Source organism: Mycobacterium sp. E3247 (genome assembly GCF_001667785.1).
In the GTDB taxonomy this organism is placed as follows: Bacteria; Actinomycetota; Actinomycetes; order Mycobacteriales; family Mycobacteriaceae; genus Mycobacterium.
The window spans coordinates 1-23,307 of record NZ_LZJG01000085.1 but is presented as its reverse complement, the minus strand read 5'-3'; the positions used below and the strand labels follow the sequence as shown (position 1 = coordinate 23,307).

Genomic DNA, 23,307 nt, shown 5'->3' with positions numbered 1-23,307 from the left:
ACTCATCCCCGTTGCGGAAGAAACCCGAGGCGATCGTAGACCCGCCGGACGGTCTTGCCGGCGACGTCCTCGGCCCGCTGCGCGCCGACCGCCAGTACCGCCTCCAATTCGGCCGGGTCGGCCAGCAATTCGTCGACGCGGGCCTTGATCGGGCCGACGAACGCGACGACCGCATCGGCGGTGTCCTTCTTCAGGTCGCCGTAACCCCGTCCGGCGTAACCCTCCACCAGCTTGTCGATGCCGACGCCGGTGACCGCGGACTGGATGGTCAGCAGATTCGACACCCCCGGCTTGGCGTCGGCGTCGAAGCGGATCTCGCGCTCGCTGTCGGTGACGGCCGAGCGGATCTTCTTGGCCGACACGGCGGGCTCGTCGAGCAGGTTGATCAGTCCGGTATCGGTGGCCGCGGATTTGCTCATCTTCGACGTCGGGTCCTGCAGGTCGTAGATCTTGGCGGTGACCTTCGGGATGAGCAGGTCCGGCACCACGAACGTGTCGGGGAACCGGCTGTTGAACCGCTGCGCCACGTCGCGCGCCAGCTCGAGATGCTGACGCTGGTCCTCGCCCACCGGCACCAGCTCGGCGTCGTAGGCCAAGACGTCGGCGGCCTGCAACACCGGATAGGTGAACAGGCCCACGGTGGTCGAGTCGCCGCCCTGGCGGGCCGACTTGTCCTTGAACTGCGTCATCCGCGAGGCCTGCCCGAAGCCGGTGAAGCAGCCCAGCACCCAGGCGAGCTGGGAGTGGGCGGGCACGTGGCTCTGTACGAAGATCGTGCTGCGGGCGGGGTCGATGCCCAGCGCCAGGTATTGGGCGGCCGTCACCAGGGTCCGGCGGCGCAGCGCCTCGGGGTCCTGCGGGATGGTGATGGCGTGCAGGTCGACCACGCAGAAGAAGGGGTCGTGATCGTCCTGCAGCGCCACCCACTGGGTGATGGCACCCAACGCGTTCCCCAGGTGGAGCGAGTCGGAAGTGGGCTGCACGCCGGAGAAAATCCGGCGGGATCCGGTAGCGGTGCTCATGATGCACCGATCTTTTCACGCGGCCCGCTGGCGCCGAGTCCCCGGCCAGCCGGGCGCTCGCCTTCGAGTTCCCGGCCCGCCGGGCGCTCGCGCTGCGCCTCGCTTGCGATACCGGCGGTACCGCCTTTAATGTCGGCGGTATGGGGAGCAAGAGGATCAACAGCAACACGGGGACCCGGCCACCGATCCGCCTCGGCTCGGGGGAGCCGGTGCTGTTGCTGCATCCGTTCCTGCTGTCACAGGCGGTGTGGGAGGACGTCGCCCAGCGGTTGGCCGGCACCGGGCGCTACGAGGTGTTCGCCCCGACGATGGCCGGCCACAACGGCGGCCCCTCCGCGGGCACCTGGTTCCTGTCCTCGGCGGTCCTGGCAGACCACGTGGAACAGCAGATGGACGAGCTGGGCTGGGACACCGCCCACATCGTGGGCAACTCGCTGGGCGGCTGGGTGGCGTTCGAACTCGAGCGGCGCGGGCGGGCGCGCAGCGTCATGGGCATCGCCCCGGCCGGCGGTTGGACGCGCTGGAGCCCGGCCAAGTTCGAGGTGATCGCCAAGTTCATCCTGGGCATTCCGCTGCTGGTGCTGGCCTGGCTGTTCGGCCCGAAGGTGATGCGCCTGCCGTTCAGCCGGCAGCTGGCCACCTACGCGATCAGCGCGCGGCCCGACGGGGTCACCGAGGAGCAGCTGCTCGGCTGCATCGACGACGTCGCCCACTGCCCTGCGTATTTCCAGCTGCTGGTCAAGTCGCTGCTGCTGCACGGCCTGCGGGAGCTGGCCGAGAACGCCGTCCCGGCGCACCTGGTGATCTGCGAAAAAGACCGGATCGTGCCCGCACCCAGGTTCAGCAGGCATTTCACCACCCACCTGCCCGACGACCACCAGGTCACCGAGCTCGACGGCGTAGGGCACATCCCGATGTTCGAGGCGCCGGAGCGCGTCGCCGAACTGATCACCGAGTTCCTCGACGAGTGCAGCGCGGCGACCCGGGGCGCCAACCCATCGGCTAGCTGACCAGCTTCTTCTCCAGGTTCTCGGCGATCGAGTTGAGGAACTCCTCGCTCTGCTGCCATTCCTGCTCGGGCCCGATGAGGATGGCCAGGTCCTTGGTCATCTTCCCGCTCTCGACCGTCGCGACCACCACGTCCTCCAGCGTCTGCGCGAACTCGATCACCTCCGGGGTGTCGTCGAGCTTGCCGCGGTGCTGCAGCCCCCGCGTCCAGGCGAAGATCGAGGCGATCGGGTTCGTCGAGGTCGGCTTGCCGGCCTGGTACTGGCGGAAGTGCCGGGTGACGGTGCCGTGCGCGGCCTCGGCCTCGACCGTCTTGCCGTCGGCGGTCATCAGCACCGACGTCATCAGCCCCAGCGAGCCGTAGCCCTGGGCGACCAGGTCGGACTGGACGTCGCCGTCGTAGTTCTTGCAGGCCCACACGTAGCCGCCCTCCCACTTCAGGCAGGCGGCGACCATGTCGTCGATCAGCCGGTGCTCGTAAGTCAGCCCCTCGGCCTCGAACTTGTCCTTGAACTCCTCGTCGTAGATGCGCTGGAACTCGTCTTTGAACATGCCGTCGTAGGCCTTGAGGATGGTGTTCTTGGTGGACAGGTACACCGGCCACTTGGCGTTGAGACCGTACGCCAGCGAGGCGCGCGCGAAGTCGCGGACGGATTCCTTGAAGTTGTACATCCCCATCACGACGCCGCCGTCGTCGGGAATGGACACCACCTCGTGGACCATCGGCTCGCTGCCGTCCGAGGGCGTGAACGTGATCGAGACGGTGCCCGGCTTGTCGACCTTGAAGTTGGTCGCCCGGTACTGGTCGCCGAAGGCGTGGCGGCCGATGACGATCGGCTTGGTCCAGCCCGGCACCAGGCGCGGCACGTTCGAGATGACGATCGGCTCGCGAAAGATGGTGCCACCCAAGATGTTCCGGATTGTTCCGTTGGGCGACAGCCACATCTTCTTCAGGTTGAATTCGGAGACGCGCGCCTCGTCGGGGGTGATGGTGGCGCACTTGACCCCGACGCCGTGCTTCTTGATGGCGTACGCGGCGTCGATGGTCACCTGGTCGTTGGTGCGGTCGCGGTTTTCGATGCCGAGGTCGTAGTACTCGAGGTTGATGTCCAGATGCGGCAGGATCAGCAGGTCCTTGATGAACTTCCAGATGACGCGGGTCATCTCGTCACCGTCGAGCTCGACGACCGGCCCTTTGACCTTGATCTTCTGTTCGCCTGCCATATCGAGTTCGACTTTCTCTTCGCGGCCCTTGATTTTACGAGCTTTGCGAAGCGGCTAGCGCTTCATTGAACGTCTTGCTCGGCCGCATGACAGCAGTCGTCTTCTCGTTGTCCGGGTAGTAGTAGCCGCCGATGTCGACCGGCTCGCCCTGCGCCTCGGCTAGCTCGGCCACGATGGTGTCCTCGTTCTGGCCCAGCGACTCGGCGAGGGCGGCGAAGTGCTTGCGCAGCTCCTCGTCGTCGGACTGCCCGGCGAGTTCCTGCGCCCAGTACAGCGCCAGGTAGAACTGGCTGCCGCGGTTGTCGAGTTCGCCGGCCTTGCGCGACGGGCTCTTGTTGTTCTCCAACAGCTTGCCGATCGCCGCGTCCAGCGTCTTGCCCAGGAGCTTGGCGCGCTCGTTGCCGGTCTTGATCCCGATGTCTTCGAAACACGCGCCCAGGGCCAGGAATTCACCGAGGGAATCCCAGCGCAGATGGTTCTCCTCGAGGAGTTGGTGCACGTGCTTGGGCGCCGATCCGCCCGCCCCGGTTTCGTACATTCCGCCACCGGACATCAGCGGAACGATGGACAGCATCTTGGCGCTGGTGCCCAGCTCCAGGATGGGGAACAGGTCGGTGAGGTAGTCGCGCAGGATGTTTCCGGTGGCGGCGATGGTGTCCTGCCCGCGCACCGCGCGCTCGATCGTGTACCTCATCGCCCACACCTGGGGCATGATCTGGATCTCCAGGCCCTCGGTGTCGTGCTCCTTGAGGTACCGCTTCACCTTGTTGCGCAGCTCGACCTCGTGCGGCCGCTCGGTGTCCAGCCAGAACACCACCGTCATGCCCGAGTTTCGCGCTCGCGTGACGGCCAGCTTGACCCAGTCGCGGATCGCTTCGTCGGTGACGATCGGCATCCGCCAGATGTCGCCCTCCTCCACGTTCTGGGTCAGCAGGACTTCGCCGGTGTCGAGGTCGACGATGTCGGCGACGCCGTCCTCGGGAATCTCGAATGTCTTGTCGTGCGAGCCGTACTCCTCGGCCTGCTGGGCCATCAGGCCGACGTTGGGCACGGTGCCCATCGTGGTCGGGTCGAACTGCCCGTTGGTTTTGCAGAAGTTGATGATCTCTTGATAGATCCGGGAGAACGTCGACTCGGGGTTGACGGCCTTGGTGTCCTTCTGCCGCCCGTCGGCGCCCCACATCTTGCCGCCGGCGCGGATCATCGCCGGCATCGACGCGTCCACGATCACGTCGCTGGGCGAGTGAAAGTTGGTGATGCCCTTGGCCGAATCGACCATCGCCAGCTCGGGGCGGTGCTCGTGGCAGGCGTGCAGGTCGCGGATGATCTCCTCGTGCAACGACGCCGGCAGCGACTCGATCTTGCTGTACAGGTCGACCAATCCGTTGTTGACGTCGACGCCGAGCTCGTCGAAGAGCTCCTGGTGCTTGGCGAAGGCGTCCTTGTAGAAGACCTTGACAGCGTGGCCGAAGACGATGGGGTGGGAGACCTTCATCATGGTGGCCTTGACGTGCAGGGAGAACATCACGCCGGTCTCGTAGGCGTCCTGCATCTGTTCCTCGTAGAACTCGACCAGGGCCTTCTTGCTCATGAACATGCTGTCGATGACGTCGCCGTCGCGCAGCTCGACCTTGGGCTTGAGCTCGAGGGTCTTCCCGCTCTTGGTGTTGAGCACCATCTTCACGTTGCGCGCGCGGTCCAGCGTCATCGACTTCTCGCCGTGGTAGAAGTCGCCGTGCCGCATGGTCGCGACGTGGGTGCGCGAGGCCGGCGACCACTTGCCCATGCTGTGCGGGTGCCTGCGCGCGAATTCCTTGACGGCCTTGGGCGCACGACGGTCCGAATTGCCTTCCCGCAGTACCGGGTTGACCGCGCTGCCCAGGCATTTGCCGTAGCGGACGCGGATTTCCTTCTCCTCGTCGGTCTTCGGGCTCTGTGGGAAGTCCGGAACCTTGAAGCCCTTGCCCTGCAGTTCCTTGACAGCGGCGATCAGCTGGGGCACCGAGGCGCTGATGTTGGGCAGCTTGATGATGTTGGTGTCGGCCAGCTTCGTCAGCCGGCCCAGCTCCCCCAGGTTGTCGTCGACCCGCTGCTCTTCGGTCAGGTAGTCGCCGAACTCGGCGAGGATCCGTGCGGCCACGGAGATGTCACTGGTCTTGATCTCGATGCCCGCCGGCTCGGCGAAGGCGCGCACGATCGGAAGGAACGCGTAGGTCGCCAGCAACGGCGCCTCGTCGGTCAGTGTGTAGATGACGGTCGGCTGTTCGGCGCTCACGGTCCCTCTCCCGGCGTGGAAAACCTCGAATATCGGTCAGATCTGTGGGGGGCTCAGCGTTCTTGCTGCCACGTTATCAAGGGCGTTTGGGCAGGTGTCGACCTGCCATTGGCATCCAGTCGGCACAGTAAGATAGTCTCCGTATTGGTCATGAGCGCCAGCATCAAGCCCCGGCTTGCTGGCCGGCAACCCTCCAACCGCGGTGGGGTGCCCCGGGTGATGACCAGGTCTAGTAGCCACAGGCTGCGCGGCAAGCGCGGGTCCGCCATAACGGACCCCTGACTAGAGGGGAAGACGTGATGTGCACATCTTTAGCTCTTTGCGATCGGCTCATGTGCCGTAGCGCGTGTCGCTGTTGACCCGCGGCCGCCCAGCCGCCGGCATCCCCGATACCCGATTCGCAGATCTCGAGCCAGAAAGCAACCGCACGTGAGCCCCGACAACAGCACCACCAGCAACGACGACGCCGACCCGACCGCCCGCTGGTCCTTCGAGACCAAGCAGGTCCACGCCGGTCAGCAACCGGACCCGGCGACCAACGCCCGCGCACTGCCGATCTACCAGACCACCTCCTACGTCTTCGACGACACCTCGCACGCCGCGGCGCTGTTCGGGCTGGAGGTTCCGGGCAACATCTACACCCGGATCGGCAACCCGACCACCGATGTCGTCGAGCAGCGCGTGGCCGCCCTCGAGGGCGGCGTGGCCGCGCTGTTCTTGAGCTCGGGCCAGGCCGCTGAGACATTCGCCATATTGAACCTCGCGTGTGCCGGGGATCACATCGTCTCCAGCCCGCGCCTCTACGGCGGTACCTACAACCTGTTCCACTACTCGCTGGCCAAGCTGGGCATCGAGGTGAGCTTCGTCGACGATCCCGACGACCTGGATTCCTGGCAGGCCGCCGTGCGGCCCAACACCAAAGCGTTCTTCGGCGAGACCATCTCCAACCCGCAGATCGACCTGCTGGACATCCCGGGGGTGGCCGGTGTCGCCCACGCCAACGGGATACCGCTGATCGTCGACAACACCATCGCCACTCCCTACCTGATCCAGCCGTTCTCCCACGGCGCCGACATCGTGGTGCACTCCGCGACCAAGTACCTCGGCGGGCACGGCTCCGCGATCGCCGGGGTCATCGTCGACGGCGGCACCTTCGACTGGACGCAGGGCCGTTTCCCCGGATTCACCACGCCAGACCCGAGCTACCACGGCGTGGTGTTCGCCGAGCTCGGCCCGCCGGCGTACGCGCTCAAGGCGCGGGTGCAGCTGCTGCGCGACCTCGGCTCCGCCGCGTCGCCGTTCAACGCGTTCCTGGTGGCCCAGGGCATCGAGACTCTGAGTCTGCGCGTCGAGCGCCACGTCACCAACGCGCAGCGGGTCGCCGAATTCCTCGAGGGACACGAGGGCGTGCTGGCGGTCAACTACGCCGGGCTGCCCAGCTCGCCCTGGCATGAGCGGGCAAAGAAGCTGGCGCCCAAGGGAACCGGCGCGGTGCTCTCGTTCGAGCTGGCCGGCGGCGTCGAGGCCGGCAAGGCGTTCGTCAACGCGCTGAAGCTGCACAGCCACGTCGCCAACATCGGCGACGTGCGCTCCCTGGTGATCCACCCGGCTTCGACCACCCACGCCCAGCTCAGCCCGGCCGAGCAGCTGAGCACCGGTGTCAGCCCGGGCCTGGTGCGGCTGGCCGTCGGGATCGAGGGCATCGACGACATCCTGGCCGACCTGGAGCTCGGCTTCGCCGCCGCGCGCAAGTACGGTGCGGGCGCGCAGGCCCCGGGCGCCGACCCGCAAGCAGTGGCGGCGTTCTAAGGGGCCGGCGATGACGATCTCCGACGTCGGAACCCAGACGCTGCCGGCCGAAGGCGAGATCGGCCTGGTGCACATCGGCTCGCTGACCACCGAGAGCGGCGCCGTGATCGACGACGTCTGCATCGCCGTTCAGCGCTGGGGCGAGCTGTCGCCGACCCGCGACAACGTGGTGGTGGTGCTGCACGCGCTGACCGGCGACTCGCACATCACCGGGCCCGCCGGCCCGGGGCATCCCACCGGCGGCTGGTGGGACGGGGTGGCCGGGCCGGGCGCGCCGATCGACACCGACCGCTGGTGCGCGATAGCGACCAACGTGCTGGGCGGATGCCGCGGCTCCACCGGGCCCAGCTCGCTGGCTCGCGACGGAAAGCCCTGGGGCTCAAGGTTTCCGAAGATTTCGGTGCGCGACCAGGTGGAGGCCGACATCGCCGCGCTGGCCGCGCTGGGAATCAACGAGGTCGCCGCGGTTGTTGGTGGATCTATGGGCGGCGCACGGGCTTTGGAGTGGATGGTCGGCCATCCTGGCCGGGTGCGGGCCGGGCTGCTGCTGGCGGTCGGCGCACGCGCGACCGCGGACCAGATCGGCACCCAGACCACGCAGATCGCGGCCATCAAGGCCGACCCGAACTGGCAGGGCGGCGATTACCACGACACCGGCCACACACCGGATACCGGCCTGATGATCGCCCGCCGCTTCGCCCATCTGACTTACCGCGGGGAAGCGGAGCTGGACACCCGGTTCGGCAACGACGTACAGGCCGGCGAGGACCCCGGCCCCCCATTCGGAGGCGGCCGCTACGCGGTGCAGAGCTACCTGGAACACCAGGGCGACAAGCTGCTGGCCCGTTTCGACGCGGGCAGCTACGTGACCCTGACCGAGGCGCTGAACAGCCACGACGTCGGCCGCGGTCGCGGTGGCGTGCGCAAGGCCCTGCGCGGTTGCCCGGTGCCTGCCGTGGTCGGCGGCATCACCTCCGACCGGCTCTACCCGCTGCGGCTGCAGCAGGAACTCGCCGACCTGCTGCCGGGCTGCGGCGGCCTGCACGTTGTCGAGTCCATCTGCGGTCATGACGGCTTCCTGGTGGAATCGGAGGCGGTCGGCGCCCTGATCCGCGAGACGTTGGAGTTGGCCGCTACCGAAGGCACGTGTCGGCGGTGACCCGCTCTCGCCACGATCGCTCGCTGTCGTTCGGTTCGGCGGCCGCGGCCTACGAGCGGGGGCGTCCGTCCTATCCCCCGGAGGCCATCGACTGGCTGTTGCCCCGCGGCGCGCGCCAGGTGCTGGACCTGGGTGCAGGCACCGGCAAGCTGACCACGCGGCTGGTGGAACGCGGCCTGGACGTGGTGGCGGTCGACCCGATTCCCGACATGCTGGAGGTGTTGCGCACCTCCCTGCCGGAGACCCGGGCGCTGCTGGGCACGGCGGAAGACATTCCGTTGCCGGACAACAGCGTTGACGTTGTGCTGGTCGCGCAGGCGTGGCACTGGGTGGATCCCGAGCACGCGATTCCCGAGGTGGCCCGGGTGCTGCGGCCGGGCGGGCGGCTGGGTCTGGTGTGGAACACCCGCGACGAACGGCTGGGCTGGGTGCGGGAGCTGGGCGACATCATCGGCTCCGACGGCGACCGGGGCCGCTTCGACGTGGACTTGACCGAGTCGTTCACCGCGCCGGAGCGCCACCAGGTCGAGTGGACGAACTACCTGACGCCGCAAGCCCTGATCGACCTGGTCGCCTCGCGCAGCTATTGCATCACCTCGCCGGCCGAGGTCCGCACCCAAACCCTGGACCAGGTGCGTGAGTTGCTGGCCACCCACCCGGCGCTGGCGAATTCGACGGGGCTGGCATTGCCCTATGTCACCGTCTGCATCAGGGCGACGCTCGCCGGGTAGCCGGGCCGTTTTACGAAACGACACGGATGGCAACCCTGTAGACCATGGGTGAAATGGTTCAGGTGAGCGAAGAAAGGCTGTTGGCCGATGTCGAGCGACGACTGGTCGACGAGTTTCCCCGCATCTCCACCGACGACGTCGGCGACCTCCTGCGGCAGGAGCACGCCCGGTTCCGCGACAGCCGGATCCGCGACTTCGTCACGCTGCTGGCGGAGAAACGCGCCCGCGACGAACTGAAGCGCAGGCTCAACTGAGGTCTTCGACGAGGATGTCGTTGACCGTCTTGAGGTCGTCAATCGCCCGCTGGGTGAACGCGTCCGCGCGGTCCAGGTCGGCCGGCGTGCTGTTCGGCCCCAGGGACATGCAGATGTGGGTCGCCGTGTGGAAGTCGTTGATCTCGGCTTGAAGCGCCCTGGTCAGCGCCGGATCCGGCGTGGGCAGGTGGGCCTGCAGGCCGACCGTTTGTTCGTCGTGGACGGCCGAACATGCCGAGTGCAGAGCGCCGAGGTCGTTGGCCTTGATCGCGTCGACCACCGCCTGCATCTGATTCGCCGTGTTGGCCAAATGCTCTTGGGCCTGTGAGTACCACTGCGGGACGCCGGCGTAGTCGGCGCCGGCCGTCCCGGTCGTACCCACGGTGAGCAGACTCGTGGTGGCGACGGCGGCACCGCCCCAGTGCTTGAGCACCTGCATGAACATGACTGACCTGCCTTAGGTGTGGAGCCCGTGTTAGGCAAAGTCTCCGCACCGCGGCGTCATGTTCGGTAGGGCCTTCGGGCCCGTCCCGTGGGCCAAAGGACCCGCTCAGTCGCCCACCAGGGTCGAGACCGGCGCCCCGACGGGGCCGACCACTTCCGCGGCGGGAGCCTCGAGGCCGTGGGGGGCCATCCGCGCGATGCGCGACTCGATGTCGTAGGGGACGATGATCGCGGTCGCCCCCCGGACGCGGCTGACGGTCCGGGCCATCTTGTCCGCGGTGCGGTCGTGCAGCAGCCGACCCAACAGGGGTGAATAGGTCCGGCGCGGCAACAGCACCGTCACCCTGGTGTCCGGATGGTCCTTGAGGACCCGCAGCACCAATTCGTGGGCGGCCCGGCTCAAATGCCGATCGGGGCAGTTGATCAACCACAGTGGCGTGTCGTGCTCGAAGCGATCCCACCGCTCGCGAAGCCGCACCGCGTGATCGACGTCGATCACGAAGTGCACCGCGGTCAGCTCGTCGGCGTGCAGCCCATGCCCGAGCCGCACCGCCTCGATCTCGGCCAGATCGATGGTGTCCACGAACACCAGCACCTGCAGGCGCGGATGCCGCGCCAGGTCGAGATCCTCGGCGCGCGTCATCTCCAGCACGGAGGCCTCGTCACGGTATTTCCGGTTGAGCCGCATCAAGGCCAGCACCAGCAACGGGAAGATGACGACGATCAGCCAGGCACCCTCGGTGAACTTGGCCACCACGAAGATCCCCACCACGACCGTCGACAGGATCCCCGCCGCCAGGTTGACCGCCAGCTTGGCACGCCAGCCCGGCTCGCGGCGGGTCAGATGATGCTTGGCCATGCCGTAGCCGGCCATCGCGAACGCGGTGAAGACACCGATCGCGAAGAATGGCACCAGCGCACTCACCTTCGCCTCGGTGATGACGAGCAACACCATGGCCAGCGCGGTCAGCACGAAGATACCGTTGGAGAACACCAGGCGATGCCCGCGTTTCGTCAGCGGGCGGGGCAGAAAACGGTCCTCGGCAACGAAACTCGCCAACGCGGGAAAGCCATTGAAGCTGGTGTTGCAACCCGTGAACAGGATCGCCGCCGTCGACGCCTGCACACCGAAGTAGAGGGTGTTGCCGATCACGCCGTGGCCGAAGACCGCCCGGGCTATCTCCGACAGCATCGACGGGTATTCGTCGAGATAGGCCACGGCGTGGGTGACGTGGGTCAGCCAGCCCACGCCCGCGAGCAAGAACCCGAGGATGCAGGCCATCCACGTCAGCACACGACGCGCGTTGGGGCCCTGTGGCTTTCGGAAGACGTTGACGGTGTTCGACACCGCCTCCACCCCGGTCAGTGAGGTGCCACCGTTGGCGAACGCGCGCAACACGATCAGGATCGTCGCACCCATCACCAGGCCGCCGCCCTGATGCACCGGCACCGCGCCCGCGATGTGCTGCGGATCGTATTTCGGTAAGCCCCAGAACATTTCGCGAACGAAGCCGGTCACTATCGTCAACGTGATCATGGCGACGAACGCATACGTCGTCATCGCGAACGTGCGCCCCGACCGTCGTAACCCGCGCAGGTTGGCCAGACAGATCAGCACCACCGCCGCCAACGTGATCTCCAGGTGATACGGCCGCAGCTGGGGAATCGCCGACACCACCGCCACCGTCGCCGCCGCCGGTTGCACCGCCACGGTCACCACGTAGTCGATCAGCAGCGCCGCGGCAGCAACCTGTGCCACCCGCGGACCGAAGTTCTCCCGCGCGACAGTGTAGGACCCACCGGCACGCGTGTAGGCCATCACGACCTCCCGGTATGAGGCGCACACCAGGGCCAGGATCACCAGGATGACGCCGGTGATCGGGAGCACCAACGCGTACGCCGCCATGCCGGCCGCCGGGAGCAGCTCGATCATGATCTGCTCGGTGCCGTACGCCGTCGATGAGATTGCGTCCGGCGAGAGCGCCCCGAGGGCAATGTGATTCGGCAGCCTCTCGCCGTCCAGCTGGTCGGTGGTCAACGGCTGCCCGAGGAAAAGCCGCTTGCACTTGTCGGTGAAGGAGAGCGGTATTTCGCCACTCGTTTGCGTCACAACATCCCTTTCTCGAGACCGGATTGCCTCATCCCGCGCGGGTGACCTCGGCGATGCGGGACTCGATGTCATAAGGCACGATCTGCGCGGCCGCGCCCGGAATCCGGCTGACCGCCCGGGCGATCTTGTCCGCGGTGCGATCGTGCAGCAGCCGGCCGACGAGCGGCGAGTAGGTCCGGCGCGGCAGCAGCACGGTCGCCTTGGTATCCGGATGCTCGTTGAGCACCCGCAGGACGAGCTCATGGGCGGCTCGGCCCAGGTGGCGATCGGGACAGTCGACCAGCCGGAGCGGGGTGTCGTGTTCGAAGACCTCCCAGCGCTTTTGCAGCCGAGCGGCATGGTCGGAGTCGATCACGAAATGCACCACGGTCAGCTCGTCGGCGTGCAGGCCATTTCCGTATCGCAGCGCTTCGACCTCCGCGAGGTCGACGGCATCCACGAAGACGAAGACCCGGTGCCGGGCGTATCTGGATAGGATCGGCCTCTCGGTGCGGGACATCTCCAGCACGGAAGCCTCCGCACGGTACTGCCGGTTGAGTCGCATCAACGCCAGCACGAGCAACGGGAAGACGACCACGATCAGCCAGGCGCCCTCGGTGAACTTGGCCACCGCGAAGATCCCCACCACGACCGTCGACAGGATCCCCGCGGACATGTTGACCACCGCCTTGCGCCGCCAGCCCGGGCCGCGCTGGCGCAGATAGTGTTTGGTCATGCCGTACCCGGCCATCGAGAATCCGGTGAACACGCCGATGGCGTAGAACGGCACCAATGCATCGACTGAGCCGCCGGTGATGACGAGCAGCGCGATCGACAGCGCGGTCAGGGCGATGATGCCATTCGAGAAGACCAGGCGATGGCCGCGCTTCATCAACGGACGCGGCAGAAAGCGGTCTCCCGCAACGAAACTGGCCAAGGCGGGGAAGCCGTTGAAGCTGGTGTTGCCGCCGGTGTAGAGGATCGCCGCGGTCGACGCCTGCACCAGGATGTACAGGACGTTTCCGGCCGGGCCGTGGCCGAAGACCGCCCGGGCGATCTCCGACAACATCGAGGGGTATCCGTCGGTGTACGGGACGGCGTGCGTCACGTGCGTCAGCCAGGCCACTCCCGCAAGCAGGAACGCGAGGATGCAGGCCATGATCGTCATCACCCGGCGGGCGTTGACACCTTCTGGCTTGCGAAAGGTGGTGACGGTGTTGGAGATGGCTTCCACCCCGGTCAGCGACGAACCACCGTTGGCGAACGCGCGCAACACCACCAGCAGCGTCGCCCCCATCACCAGTCCGCTGCCCTGGTGGACGGGCACCGCTCCGGCGATGTGCTGGGGATCGTACGTCGGCAGGTTGCCGCACAGCTCACGGATGACCCCGACGACGATGGTCAGCGAGACCATCGCCACGAAGGCGTAAGTGGGCACCGCGAACGGCGCTCCGGCTTCCCGCAGTCCGCGCAGGTTCGCAAAGCACATGAACAGCACCATGCCGACGGTGATCTCCAGGCTGTAGGGCCCCAGCACCGGTACCGCCGACGCCACCGCCACCGTCCCCGCCGCGCACTGCACCGCGACCGTGACCACGTAGTCGATCAACAGCGCCGCGGCGGCCACCTGCGCCACTCGTGGCCCGAAGTTCTCGCGGGCGACCACGTACGATCCACCGGAGCGCGTATAGACCATCACGACCTGGCGATACGACACCGCGACCAACACCAGGATCAAGAGAATGACCCCGGTGATCGGAAGCAACAGGGCGAACGCGGCCATCCCGGCCGCCGGCAACAGCTCGATCATGATCTGCTCGGAGCCGTAGGCGGTGGAGGAGATCGCGTCGGGCGACAAGACACCGAGCGCGACGGGGTTCGACAACTTCTCGTGCTCGAGCTGAGAGTTGATCAAAGGCTTGCCGAGTAGGCCGCGTTTGAAGACATCGGAGAACGACGACCACGGTCTGTGATGGACGGTCCGCCGCTCAGCCAAAGATGTTGCCACAGAATGTATCCCTTTCCCCCTACGTGAGGCTGACGTGCAGATGACGCCCCCCGGGCCGTGCAGCCGCCGAAAGCGTATATGCCGCAACCGCTTTTGTCGCCACGTCTTCTTTGGCCAGTGGGGATAACCACAGCGAATTGTCAGAAGAATTGCCAGGACACTCTCAGTAGAGTGACCCGGATTTAACACGGAGACCTCAATTGGTAATAAATGGAGCGAAATCCGCGGGATTGAGCACCCGTGAGCGCCTGCGCGAAACCCGTTGTGGAATACCGTGCTTTGCCTCACAGCGGCCCATCGGGGCGATCCGCTATCTCGCCAGCGAATCCACAGGTATTTCAACGGCGTTGTACAGCAACGGTTCTGAAGCCCTTCGTCTCTCACCTTTATAACGCATTGACACAAGTCCGACTTGTATAAATTGGATTTTGTTGTGCTCCAGTTGATTCGGACACGAGTTTCCGATCGTCGAGTTCGTCCGTTCAGTGCAGGCGGGGCCGTTCTTGCTCGTCGTATCCGGAATCTGTCTGTTAGCATCGAGTTCGATCTCCATTTCCTTGGAGTGGCGCGTGATACCCGGGGCGGGGCAAAGGTTCTTGCGCCACAGGGTTTCCCGCATCTGCGTCACCGGATGCGTGGAGTAGCAGATCATCCAGATCGGTTAAGCGGAGGGGTAACTGTGGTTCGCGGAGGAATGGAACGTCATGAACCAATGCATCATCGTCAGCGGTGATGACGCGCTGGCGTCGACCATCGTCGATGAGCTGAAAAGAGCCGGAGCGCGCGTGGCCCGGCTCCTCGACTCCGACCTCGCGGGCACCCGAGTCAAGACCGAGCTCGCCCGGGCTGGGGTCACCGCAGCGTCGGCCGTCGTGTGCGCGGGAGACGACGACGCGACGAACCTGGAGATCGCCCTGCTCGCGCGGAAGGCCAACCCGAAGATTCGAGTCGTGGCCCGGGTGGCCAATGACGTCCTCCGTGAAGCGGTCGCCGCCGACGAAGGGCCCAACTCGATCCTCGGCGTCGCCGATCTCGCCGGCGCCGCGGTCGTCGAGGCCTGTCTCGCGCGCACCACCCATCCCTTCGAGGTGGCGGGGATCGAGTTCGTGTGCTTCGGCGCCGAGGCGCCGTTCGATGCGTCGCTGCGGGAAATCTACGGCGACCTGGCCCCGGTGGCGATGGTGCACAACGACACCGCCGCCAACGCGGGTGAGGTCGTGGTCTGCCCGGGACGGGATCAGCGGGTCAGCGCCGGCGACTGGACGGCGATGATCGGCACCACCGAGGAGGTCGCCGCCTGCGGGGTCAAGCTTCCGCGCCACGACCGGATGCGGTCACGCCAGTCGCGATTGCGGCGTGTCCTCTATGCGGTACGGGCCCTGCCCGCCGAGGTCAACCCCGCGTTCTACCCCGTTATCGTCGCCCTGGTCCTGTTGGTCATCGGTTCGACGACCCTGCTGCACTTCTCCTACACCCACCCGGGGATGTCCTGGACCGACGCGTTCTACTTCACCAACGAGACGATCACCACGACGGGGTACGGCGACTTCAGCTTCGCCAAACAGCCGACGTGGCTGCGGCTCTACGCGGCGGTGTTGATGTTGGCGGGCGTGACCACCACCGCCCTGCTGGTCGCCTTCATCGCCGATGTGCTGCTGTCCCGGCGATTCCTCACGCTGTCCGCACGCCCCCGGGCACGCCACCTGCGCAACCACATCATCGTCGTCGGGTTGAGCGCCCTCGGGGTCCGGGTGGTCGCCGATCTCACCGAAGCCGGCTACGACGTGGCGGTGATCGAGCGCGACCCGAACAATCAGTTCCTTTCGACGGCGGCCGATCTCGACGTACCGGTCATCTTCGGGGACGCGACGTTACGCCCGACACTGGAAGCGGCCCGGGTCGACACCGCCCGCGCGGTCGCGGTGCTGACGCGCGACGACATGGTCAACATCGAAACGGGCATCGTGGTCCGCGAGATGCTTGGCCCCCAACCGGCATTCGCCGGCAATCGGTGGGGCAAGGTGCCGCTCGTCCTCCGCGTATACGACCATGACCTGGGATCCGCGGTAGCCCAGCGTTTCGGCTTCGAAAACGTCCGCTCCACAGTCGAACTGGCCGCACCATGGTTCATCGGCGCGGCTATGGGCCTGCAGGTGCTGGGTACGTTCTCGGTCGGCAACCGATCGTTTTTGATCGGCGGGATGTATGTGCAGGCGGGCAGCGAACTCGACGGGTTGCAGATGTTCGAGGTGTCGACGCAGACCCGGGTCATCGCGGTGACTCGGGAGGATGCCCCGGTTCGGCTGCACCCGCGCCGCGACTCCCGGCTCAGCGCCGGGGACACCGTCTACCTCGTCGGTCCGTACCGGGAACTCATCGCCACGCTGCGCAAGGGGCAGCCCTCCCCGCGGCCGGTCGCCGACGGCCCGGGGACCGAACGTGACTGTGGTTGCGAGGAAGCAGCAATGGAGCCGGATGAAGACAACGTCCGGCACCTGGAACCGATCAGAGGAGCACGCGGTATAGCCAGTCATTGACCACCGCAGCAACTTTCGTTGACCGACCGGGACCGGATGTCCCTCGGCAACACTTCGGCGCAGCCCCGGCCGCGCCTTGCCAGCACGTCATTGAGGGGGAGGCTCTTGTCGTCCATCGTTCGCAGACCCGCCGCCGGCCCGAGCGTTCTGCGCTCGGGTGAATAGGGACGGCGGTAATGGATTTCGCGACGCTACCGCCGGAGGTCAACTCGGGCCTGATGTACGCCGGTCCGGGAGCGGGCCCGATGCTGGCCGCCGCCGAGGCGTGGGATTCGCTGGCCGCCGAGCTGCATTCGGCCGCGGGCTCCTACGAATCGGTGGTCAGCGGGCTCACCTCCGGCCCGTGGCTCGGCGCTTCGTCGGTGGCGATGACGGCTGCCGCGACGTCGTATGTGGCCTGGTTGAGCGCTACGGCGGCGCAAGCCGAACAGACTGCCGGCCAGGCCAGGGCTGCCGCCGCGGCCTATGAGGCGGCGTTTGCGTCGACGGTGCCGCCGCCGGCGGTGGCCGCCAACCGTAGCCGGCTGGCCATGCTGGTCGCCACAAACCTGTTGGGGCAGAACACCCCCGCGATCGCCGCCACCGAAGCCGAGTACGGCGAGATGTGGGCCCAGGACGCGGCCGCGATGTACGGCTATGCGGGTTCCGTGGCGGCGGCCACGCAGCTGGCATCGTTCACCCCGCCGCACCAGAACACCAGCCCCGGCGGATCGGCCCTGCAGGCGGCCCAGGTGAGCCAAGCCGCCGCGCTGCCCGCCGGGTCCGCCCAGAGCGCGGTGTCGACCGCCACCGGGGCGGGCAGCGCGGGGTCCGGAGCGGCGGGCGCCGCAGCGTCCGCGCTCGGATTGAACACGCCGCTGGACCTGATCAACGTGGGCGCCGACGCGATCGCGTACGGGGTGGACGCCCCGATGGGCCCGCTGGGGGCGGTAACCATGCCGATCGACCTCATCGGCGCTGAGACCGGTTTGCACACCGATGACATCGTGAGCGACTGGGATGCGAATGGCGCGCCGCTGTCGATAGTGGGCAACGTGACGCCGCCCGCTCAAGTGATAACGCCGAACGTGGTGTCCAGAGTGTCGGCCGGGCTCGGCGAATCCGATTCGATCGGTGGGCTTTCGGTGCCGCCCACCTGGGCGGCGGGCACCCCGGCGGTGCGCCCGATCGCGCTGGCGTTGCCGGCCGCGCCCGCCGGTGCCGCCGTCCCGGCGGCGGCACCGGGCTTCGAGAGCACGTTCGGTGAGATGGCCCTGGCGGGCACGGCCGGACGTGCCATCCGCGACGCGGTCGGCACCCGCGCTCGCGCGCCGCTGGGCGCGACTCCCGTTGCCAGGCAGCCAAACACCGAGGACGCTGCAGCCCCGGGTGAAGACGGAACGCCGCAGGCCGAGCCGCGCACCGTGGTGACGGGGATCGCCGCCGAAATACGCGAGTTCGCCAGGCTGCGCGACGAGGGGCTGATCTCCGACGAGGAGTACACCGAGCAGAGGAATCGTCTGCTCGGTCGCTAGTGCTTCAGAAGTTCAACCCGGAGAACATGATCCGATTCGGGTCGTACTTCTGCCGCACGGTCGTCAGCCGCGACAGATTGGGGCCGAAGTACCGCGCGGGCGCGCCGTTGGCCTCCAGATAGTTGACGTATCCGCCGACCGAAATCTGTTGCACCGCTTGGTGTGCGGAGGTCAGCCAGGTGTTCGCGGCGTTGACCTGGTTGCCGGCCGGCTCGACGTACCACTGCAAGACGGCGGCCTGGTTGCGCCAGGGGAACGCGGTGTCGCCCGCCGCCACGTCCGCGACGGCGCCACCGAGCGGATCGACGAGGACCGATGCTTGCCCGGCGCCCGAGGGCCACTGCCCTATCGCGGCGGCGATGGCGTGCGCCGCAGTGGAATCGACCGGGCCGATGACGTCCGACCCGGCGACGAACGATCGCGCCGGCGGCGTCGAACTACCGCCGGCCAGAAACATCATCAAGTCGGTCCGGCTCATCGTCTTGTTCGAGACCGACGTCGGTGCCACCCCGACCGCGGACTTGATCGCATCGGCCACCCCCGACCCCGCCCCCGCCGGGCAGGTCGCCAGCACGTGGCAGTTCGGCGCCGAGCCGACCATGAGATCGACGATGCCCCAAGTGTTCCGGTCGGCCGCGCTGAGCCAGGACTGCCAGCCGACGAGCACCTGCGTGGACGACGCCGGCGGGAAGTCGAGCCGCACCACGTCGGTGTCGGCCGTAGCGAAGGTGGAGAACGTCATCGACGTCGTCACCCCGAAGTTGCCGCCGCCACCGCCGCGAAGCGCCCAGAACAGGTCCGGATTGTCGTTGGCGGACGCGGTCACCACGTCGCCGCTGGGCAAGACCACGGTCGCCGACTGCAGCGCGTCACAGGTCAGGCCGGCGCGGCGGCTGTCGGGGCCTATCCCGCCGCCCAGCGCCAGTCCCGCGACGCCGACGGTCGGACAGGTGCCGCTGGGTATCGCCCGGCCGGCGCCGGTCAACGCCTGATGGATCGCATACAGGGTGGTCGCCGGGCTCACGGTGACGTTGTTGCCGTCGAAGTTGGCACCGCCCGGGAGACCGCGCAGGTCCAGCACCAGTGTGCCGTTCGCGCTGGACGCACCGACGTAGGAATGCCCACCCCCGCGCGGGGCGATCTTGAGGTTGTTGGCCGTCGCGAAAGCGACCGCCTTCTGCACGTCGGCCTGGGAGGAAACCGTCACCACCGCTGCGGGACTGGAGCTGTCGTAGAACGAGTTGAAAACCTTTTTGCTGGTGGAGAATTGAGCGCTGTTGGCGGGAAGCACAACCCTTCCGCCGATGGCGGACGCCAGCCCACCCCAGCCGACGGCGGGGTCGGCGGCCGCCCGCGCGGTGCCCAAAACCGCGCCCGTGGCCAACATCCCGACGGCGCCGCGAAGGAATGCCTGGCGCGAGATGCCCCCCTGCACGGAGGGGCTCAGCGGACGGCTGCGATTCGTCGTCATGTGCGGAGATTCTCGAACATTCCCGGCGCAAAAGCCCGGCATGAGCGCTCGTGTCAGATCACAGTGTGGCTTCGATCGCCAGCGCGACGCCGCGTCGCGCGCGCCCCGATAATCGAGGATCGCGACGCGGCGAACCCGCAAAACGCTTATTGTGCGAACCTTTATCCCACCGTGTCGCAAACGTGACAGTGATAGATCAGAGTTCCTAACGTGATTCGAGTGCCCCGCGCGCACTCCACGATCGAGGGGGAGGCCGCATGAAGGCGCTGCCACGAACGCATAACTGGATCTGGGCGTTTCGGAATCAGCCCCTGACCGTTCGCCTGCTGGCCGTGGCCGCCGGCCTGCTCACCGCGGCGTCGGCGCTCGCGGCGCCGGTGCGGGCGGACAACCCCGACGACAACTTCATCGACGCGCTCAACCACGCCGGCATCGACTTCGGCGAACCCGGAAACGCGATGTCGGTGGGCCAGTCCATCTGCCCGATGCTCGCCCAGCCGGGCGGCAACTTCGCCGCGGCCGCCTCCAGCGTCTCGGGGCGGGGCATGTCGCCCATGATGGCGCGCATGTTCACCACGATCGCGATACAGACCTACTGCCCCGAACAGATGGCAAACCTGGCCAGCGGCAATCTGTCCGGCGCGGTGCCGCAACTGCCGGGAATGGCAGGGCAGATGCCGGGCATGGCGGGCCAGATCCCCGGGATGGCGGGGCAGATTCCCGGGATGGCGGGCCAGATACCCGCCATGGCGGGGCGGATCCCCGCGGCGCCCGGTATCTAACCGGTACCCAGCGGGTCGATGGTCCACGCGATGTAGACCATCGCCGTCGCGACCGCCGCGGTGGTGATGAAGTCGATTCCCTTGCTGCGCACCACCAGAAGGCCGGACCGCTCGTCGGACAACACCAGCCGCAACACCGCGGCCAGGCCGACACCGATACCGATCAGCAGCGAACCGCGCCGCCAGAAGTTCGCCCCCACCAACGCGAGCGCCGTGGCGAACGTCAACCCGACCAACAGGATTGGCCACTGGGCCCTGACGACGGACCGCGCGCTCATTCCCGCTCGGCCAGCTCGACGACGTTGCTCAGCAGGAACGCGCGCGTCAAGGGGCCGACCCCACCGGGATTCGGCGACACGTGGCCGGCCACCTCCCACACGTCGGGATGCACGTCACCGACCAACCCGTTCTCGGTCCGGCTGACACCCACGTCGACGACCGCGGCACCGGGACGGACCATGTCGGCGGTCAGCATGTGCGGCACGCCGACCGCGGCCACGACGATGTCCGCCTGCCTGGTGTAGGCCGGCAGATCACGAGTTCCGGTGTGACACAACGTCACCGTGGCGTTCTCGGAACGGCGGGTCAACAGCAGCCCCAGCGGGCGGCCGACCGTGACTCCGCGGCCGATGATGACCACGTGCGCCCCCGCGATCTCGACGTCGTAGCGCCGCAGCAGGTGCACGATCCCGCGCGCGGTGCACGGCAGCGGCGCGGGAACGCTGAGCACCAGGCGGCCCAGGTTCGTCGGGTGCAGCCCGTCGGCGTCCTTGTTCGGGTCGACGCGTTCGAGCGCGGCGTTCTCGTCCAGGTGCCTGGGCAGCGGCAGCTGCACGATGTAACCGGTGCAGTCCGGGTTGGCGTTTAGCTCGTCGATCGTCTCTTCCAGCGTCGCGGTGCCGATGTCGGCGGGCAGGTCGCGGCGGATCGAGGTGATGCCGACCTTGGCGCAGTCCGCGTGCTTGCCCCGGACGTAGGCCTGCGACCCCGGATCGTCGCCGACCAGGATGGTGCCCAGTCCGGGGGTGCGGCCCGACGCGGTCAGGGCGGCCACCCGTTGTTTGAGGTCGACGAAGATCTCGTCGCGGGTGGCCTTGCCGTCCAGTGTGATTGCGCCCACGCCTGACAGTCTGGCAGATATCGATGATCGCGACCCGCCACGCCCGGCTACGCCGCGCTTGCGATCGCCATTAGGCTCCCGATATGTCTACCCCTCCGGACGTGTTCAGCCCGGCCAAGCTCGGCCCGATCACGCTGCGCAATCGCACCATCAAGTCGGCCACTTTCGAGGCCCGCACGCCCGACACCCTGGTGACCGACGACCTCATCGAATACCACCGGCTGCCGGCCTCGGGCGGTGTCGGCATGACGACCGTCGCCTATTGCGCCGTCTCCCCCGGCGGCCGCACCGAGGGCAACGGGATATGGATGCGCCCGGAGGCGGTGCCCGGGTTCCGCCGGCTCACCGACGCGATCCACGCCGAGGGCGCGGCGGTCTGCGCGCAGATCGGCCACGCCGGCCCGGTCGCCAACGCAAAAACCAACAAGGCCAGGGCGCTGGCGCCGGTGCGGTTCTTCAACCCGATCGGGATGCGGTTCGCCAAGAAGGCGACCCGCGACGACATCAACGACGTCATCGAGGCACACGCCAACGCCGTCCGCCTGGCCATCGAAGCCGGCTTCGACGCGGTGGAAATCCATTTGGGCCACAACTACTTGGCGAGCTCGTTCCTGTCCCCGCTGATCAACCGCCGCGACGACGAGTTCGGCGGGTCACTGGAGAACCGGGCGAAAGTGGCCCGCGGCATCGTCATGGCCGTCCGCCACGCGGTGGAAAAGGAAGGGACGCCGATCGCGGTCACCGCGAAGCTCAACATGACCGACGGCGTGCGCGGGGGCATCAGCACCGAGGAATCGCTGACCACCGCCAAGTGGCTGCAGGACGACGGCGGCCTGGACGCGATCGAGCTCACGGCGGGCAGCTCGCTGGTCAACCCGATGTACCTGTTCCACGGCGACGCGCCGATCAAGGAGTTCGCCGCCGCGTTCAAGCCGCCGCTGAGTTGGGGCATGCGCATGACGGGCAAGAAGTTCCTGCGCGAGTACCCCTACCGCGAGGCCTATTTGTTGCGCCACGCCAAGCTGTTCCGCGCCGAGCTGACGATGCCCCTGATCCTGCTCGGCGGCATCACGAACCGGGACACGATGGACCTCGCGATGGCCGAGGGCTTCGACTTCGTCGCGATGGGCCGGGCGCTGCTGGCCGAGCCGGACCTGATCAACCGGATCGCGGCCGACGGCGCCGCGCACAGCGTGCATTCGGCATGCACCCACTGCAACAAGTGCATGGCCACGATCTACACCCGGACGCGCTGCGTCGTCACGGGCGCCCCGGACGTGTTGGCGGGCGATCGGGCCTAGCGAGCGGACGATCGGGCGTCCCACAACGCACATTCGGGCCTCAGGGTTGCCTTGGCTTCACGAGATACAGTTGGTCCGATGAGTGCACCAGCCCCACCCGCGTTGACGGTTCGTTTTGACGGGTCAGAACGCACGTTTGCCGCCGGTCACGACGTGGTGGTGGGGCGCGATCTGCGCGCCGACATGCGCATCACGCACCCCCTGATCTCGCGCGCGCATCTGTTGCTGCGCTTCGACCAGGGCCGCTGGCTGGCGATCGACAATGGTTCCCTCAACGGCACTTTCGTCAACGGGCGGCGGGTGCCGGTGGTCGAGATTCACGACGGCCAGTGCCTCAACATCGGGAATCCGGACGGGCCGCAGCTGACGTTCGAGGTCGGGCGCCACCAGGGAATGGCCGGGCGCCCACCGCAAACCGAATCGATGGGCATACCGGTCGCGGCGCATCCGGGTGGGACGGCGTGGTCCGCCGCCCCGGCCGGGCCCCCTCCGGTCGCCGCGGCGGCGACGCCCAGTTGGGCGGACGGCCCCCCGGACCCGGCGGCGCGCCGGGCGGGGC

The 23,307-nt window shown here is 67.4% G+C and carries 17 protein-coding genes, 2 pseudogenes and 1 riboswitch; of the genes and pseudogenes, 10 read left to right on the top strand and 9 right to left on the bottom strand.

The window, feature by feature from the left end; translation table 11 throughout:
- Positions 1–2: 2 nt before the first annotated feature.
- Entirely contained in the window at positions 3–1,022 is a 1,020-nt protein-coding gene (gene trpS, locus A9X04_RS04695; RefSeq protein ID WP_067918210.1) for a tryptophan--tRNA ligase, read from the bottom strand.
- A gap of 212 nt (positions 1,023–1,234) precedes the next feature.
- Between trpS and A9X04_RS04690 the strand changes: the two genes are divergently transcribed.
- Positions 1,235–2,032, top strand: a complete 798-nt coding sequence (locus tag A9X04_RS04690; RefSeq protein WP_067918235.1) for an alpha/beta fold hydrolase — start codon at positions 1,235–1,237, stop codon at positions 2,030–2,032.
- Here A9X04_RS04690 and A9X04_RS04685 read toward each other — a convergent pair.
- Both A9X04_RS04685 and A9X04_RS04680 read right to left on the bottom strand, forming a co-directional pair.
- On the bottom strand, positions 2,025–3,254 hold the full coding sequence (locus A9X04_RS04685) for an NADP-dependent isocitrate dehydrogenase (RefSeq protein WP_067918209.1): 1,230 nt from the start codon (positions 3,252–3,254) through the stop codon (positions 2,025–2,027). The genes A9X04_RS04690 and A9X04_RS04685 overlap by 8 nt on opposite strands.
- Before the next feature lie 34 nt (positions 3,255–3,288).
- Positions 3,289–5,529 carry an NADP-dependent isocitrate dehydrogenase gene (locus tag A9X04_RS04680; protein ID WP_067918208.1) on the bottom strand — a complete coding sequence of 747 codons (2,241 nt, stop codon included), beginning with the start codon at positions 5,527–5,529 and terminating at the stop codon, positions 3,289–3,291.
- 146 nt (positions 5,530–5,675) lie between these two features.
- Positions 5,676–5,792: riboswitch (SAM riboswitch) on the top strand.
- A gap of 166 nt (positions 5,793–5,958) precedes the next feature.
- Here A9X04_RS04680 and A9X04_RS04675 point away from each other — a divergent pair.
- From A9X04_RS04675 to A9X04_RS04660, 4 genes are all read left to right on the top strand, one after another.
- Positions 5,959–7,338: a bifunctional o-acetylhomoserine/o-acetylserine sulfhydrylase gene (locus tag A9X04_RS04675; RefSeq protein WP_067918204.1), complete on the top strand. Its 1,380-nt coding sequence runs from the start codon at positions 5,959–5,961 to the stop codon at positions 7,336–7,338.
- A gap of 10 nt (positions 7,339–7,348) precedes the next feature.
- Positions 7,349–8,497: a homoserine O-acetyltransferase gene (locus tag A9X04_RS04670; RefSeq protein WP_067918199.1), complete on the top strand. Its 1,149-nt coding sequence runs from the start codon at positions 7,349–7,351 to the stop codon at positions 8,495–8,497.
- A complete protein-coding gene (locus A9X04_RS04665; protein ID WP_067918234.1) occupies positions 8,494–9,228 on the top strand; it encodes a class I SAM-dependent methyltransferase in 735 nt (244 codons plus the stop codon). Before A9X04_RS04670 ends, A9X04_RS04665 begins: the two co-directional genes overlap by 4 nt.
- A gap of 62 nt (positions 9,229–9,290) precedes the next feature.
- Positions 9,291–9,482 (top strand): three-helix bundle dimerization domain-containing protein, encoded by a 192-nt coding sequence (locus A9X04_RS04660; protein WP_197509048.1) that lies wholly within the window; start codon positions 9,291–9,293, stop codon positions 9,480–9,482.
- Here the strand turns inward: A9X04_RS04660 and A9X04_RS04655 are convergent.
- From A9X04_RS04655 to A9X04_RS04645, 3 genes and pseudogenes are all read right to left on the bottom strand, one after another.
- Positions 9,475–9,927: a hypothetical protein gene (locus tag A9X04_RS04655; RefSeq protein ID WP_067918197.1), complete on the bottom strand. Its 453-nt coding sequence runs from the start codon at positions 9,925–9,927 to the stop codon at positions 9,475–9,477. The genes A9X04_RS04660 and A9X04_RS04655 overlap by 8 nt on opposite strands.
- 123 nt (positions 9,928–10,050) lie before the next feature.
- Positions 10,051–12,036: pseudogene (locus A9X04_RS04650) on the bottom strand (APC family permease); the annotation flags it as partial.
- 46 nt (positions 12,037–12,082) lie between these two features.
- A pseudogene (locus A9X04_RS04645) lies at positions 12,083–14,011 on the bottom strand (APC family permease); the annotation flags it as partial.
- 716 nt (positions 14,012–14,727) lie between these two features.
- Here A9X04_RS04645 and A9X04_RS04640 point away from each other — a divergent pair.
- Together A9X04_RS04640 and A9X04_RS04635 are read left to right on the top strand one after the other, a co-directional pair.
- Entirely contained in the window at positions 14,728–16,560 is a 1,833-nt protein-coding gene (locus A9X04_RS04640) for an NAD-binding protein (RefSeq protein ID WP_082974802.1), read from the top strand.
- Between the two features lie 176 nt (positions 16,561–16,736).
- On the top strand, positions 16,737–18,074 hold the full coding sequence (locus A9X04_RS04635) for a PPE domain-containing protein (RefSeq protein ID WP_067918196.1): 1,338 nt from the start codon (positions 16,737–16,739) through the stop codon (positions 18,072–18,074).
- A gap of 4 nt (positions 18,075–18,078) precedes the next feature.
- Here the strand turns inward: A9X04_RS04635 and A9X04_RS04630 are convergent, their stop codons facing one another.
- Positions 18,079–19,509 carry an FAD-binding oxidoreductase gene (locus A9X04_RS04630; RefSeq protein WP_231985660.1) on the bottom strand — a complete coding sequence of 477 codons (1,431 nt, stop codon included), beginning with the start codon at positions 19,507–19,509 and terminating at the stop codon, positions 18,079–18,081.
- 293 nt (positions 19,510–19,802) lie between these two features.
- On the opposite strand from A9X04_RS04630, the gene A9X04_RS04625 reads away from it, so the two are divergent.
- Complete coding sequence (locus tag A9X04_RS04625; protein ID WP_067918192.1) at positions 19,803–20,327, top strand: DUF732 domain-containing protein; 525 nt, start codon at positions 19,803–19,805, stop codon at positions 20,325–20,327.
- On the opposite strand, the gene A9X04_RS04620 is transcribed toward A9X04_RS04625, so the two are convergent.
- Together A9X04_RS04620 and A9X04_RS04615 are read right to left on the bottom strand one after the other, a co-directional pair.
- Positions 20,324–20,605, bottom strand: coding sequence for a DUF3017 domain-containing protein (locus tag A9X04_RS04620; protein ID WP_067918191.1), 282 nt, complete (start codon positions 20,603–20,605; stop codon positions 20,324–20,326). The two genes, A9X04_RS04625 and A9X04_RS04620, sit on opposite strands and share 4 nt — an antisense overlap.
- Complete coding sequence (locus A9X04_RS04615; protein ID WP_067918190.1) at positions 20,602–21,447, bottom strand: bifunctional methylenetetrahydrofolate dehydrogenase/methenyltetrahydrofolate cyclohydrolase; 846 nt, start codon at positions 21,445–21,447, stop codon at positions 20,602–20,604. Before A9X04_RS04615 ends, A9X04_RS04620 begins: the two co-directional genes overlap by 4 nt.
- A gap of 83 nt (positions 21,448–21,530) precedes the next feature.
- On the opposite strand from A9X04_RS04615, the gene A9X04_RS04610 reads away from it, so the two are divergent.
- Complete coding sequence (locus tag A9X04_RS04610; RefSeq protein ID WP_067918189.1) at positions 21,531–22,748, top strand: NADH:flavin oxidoreductase; 1,218 nt, start codon at positions 21,531–21,533, stop codon at positions 22,746–22,748.
- A 78-nt stretch (positions 22,749–22,826) separates the two neighbouring features.
- Positions 22,827–23,307, top strand: a 481-nt coding sequence (locus A9X04_RS04605) for an FHA domain-containing protein (protein WP_231985658.1), incomplete at its 3' end; no start/stop codon positions are given.

What these genes read in the sequence shown, in the direction of transcription:
- A9X04_RS04635 (WP_067918196.1), top strand. Translation starts at nt 16,737, where the DNA reads ATGGATTTCGCGACGCTACCGCCGGAGGTCAACTCGGGCCTGATGTAC.
- A9X04_RS04640 (WP_082974802.1), top strand. Translation starts at nt 14,728, where the DNA reads ATGAACCAATGCATCATCGTCAGCGGTGATGACGCGCTGGCGTCGACC.
- A9X04_RS04670 (WP_067918199.1), top strand. Translation starts at nt 7,349, where the DNA reads ATGACGATCTCCGACGTCGGAACCCAGACGCTGCCGGCCGAAGGCGAG.
- A9X04_RS04610 (WP_067918189.1), top strand. Translation starts at nt 21,531, where the DNA reads ATGTCTACCCCTCCGGACGTGTTCAGCCCGGCCAAGCTCGGCCCGATC.
- A9X04_RS04620 (WP_067918191.1), bottom strand. Translation starts at nt 20,605, where the DNA reads ATGAGCGCGCGGTCCGTCGTCAGGGCCCAGTGGCCAATCCTGTTGGTC.
- A9X04_RS04685 (WP_067918209.1), bottom strand. Translation starts at nt 3,254, where the DNA reads ATGGCAGGCGAACAGAAGATCAAGGTCAAAGGGCCGGTCGTCGAGCTC.
- A9X04_RS04625 (WP_067918192.1), top strand. Translation starts at nt 19,803, where the DNA reads ATGAAGGCGCTGCCACGAACGCATAACTGGATCTGGGCGTTTCGGAAT.
- trpS (WP_067918210.1), bottom strand. Translation starts at nt 1,022, where the DNA reads ATGAGCACCGCTACCGGATCCCGCCGGATTTTCTCCGGCGTGCAGCCC.
- A9X04_RS04655 (WP_067918197.1), bottom strand. Translation starts at nt 9,927, where the DNA reads ATGTTCATGCAGGTGCTCAAGCACTGGGGCGGTGCCGCCGTCGCCACC.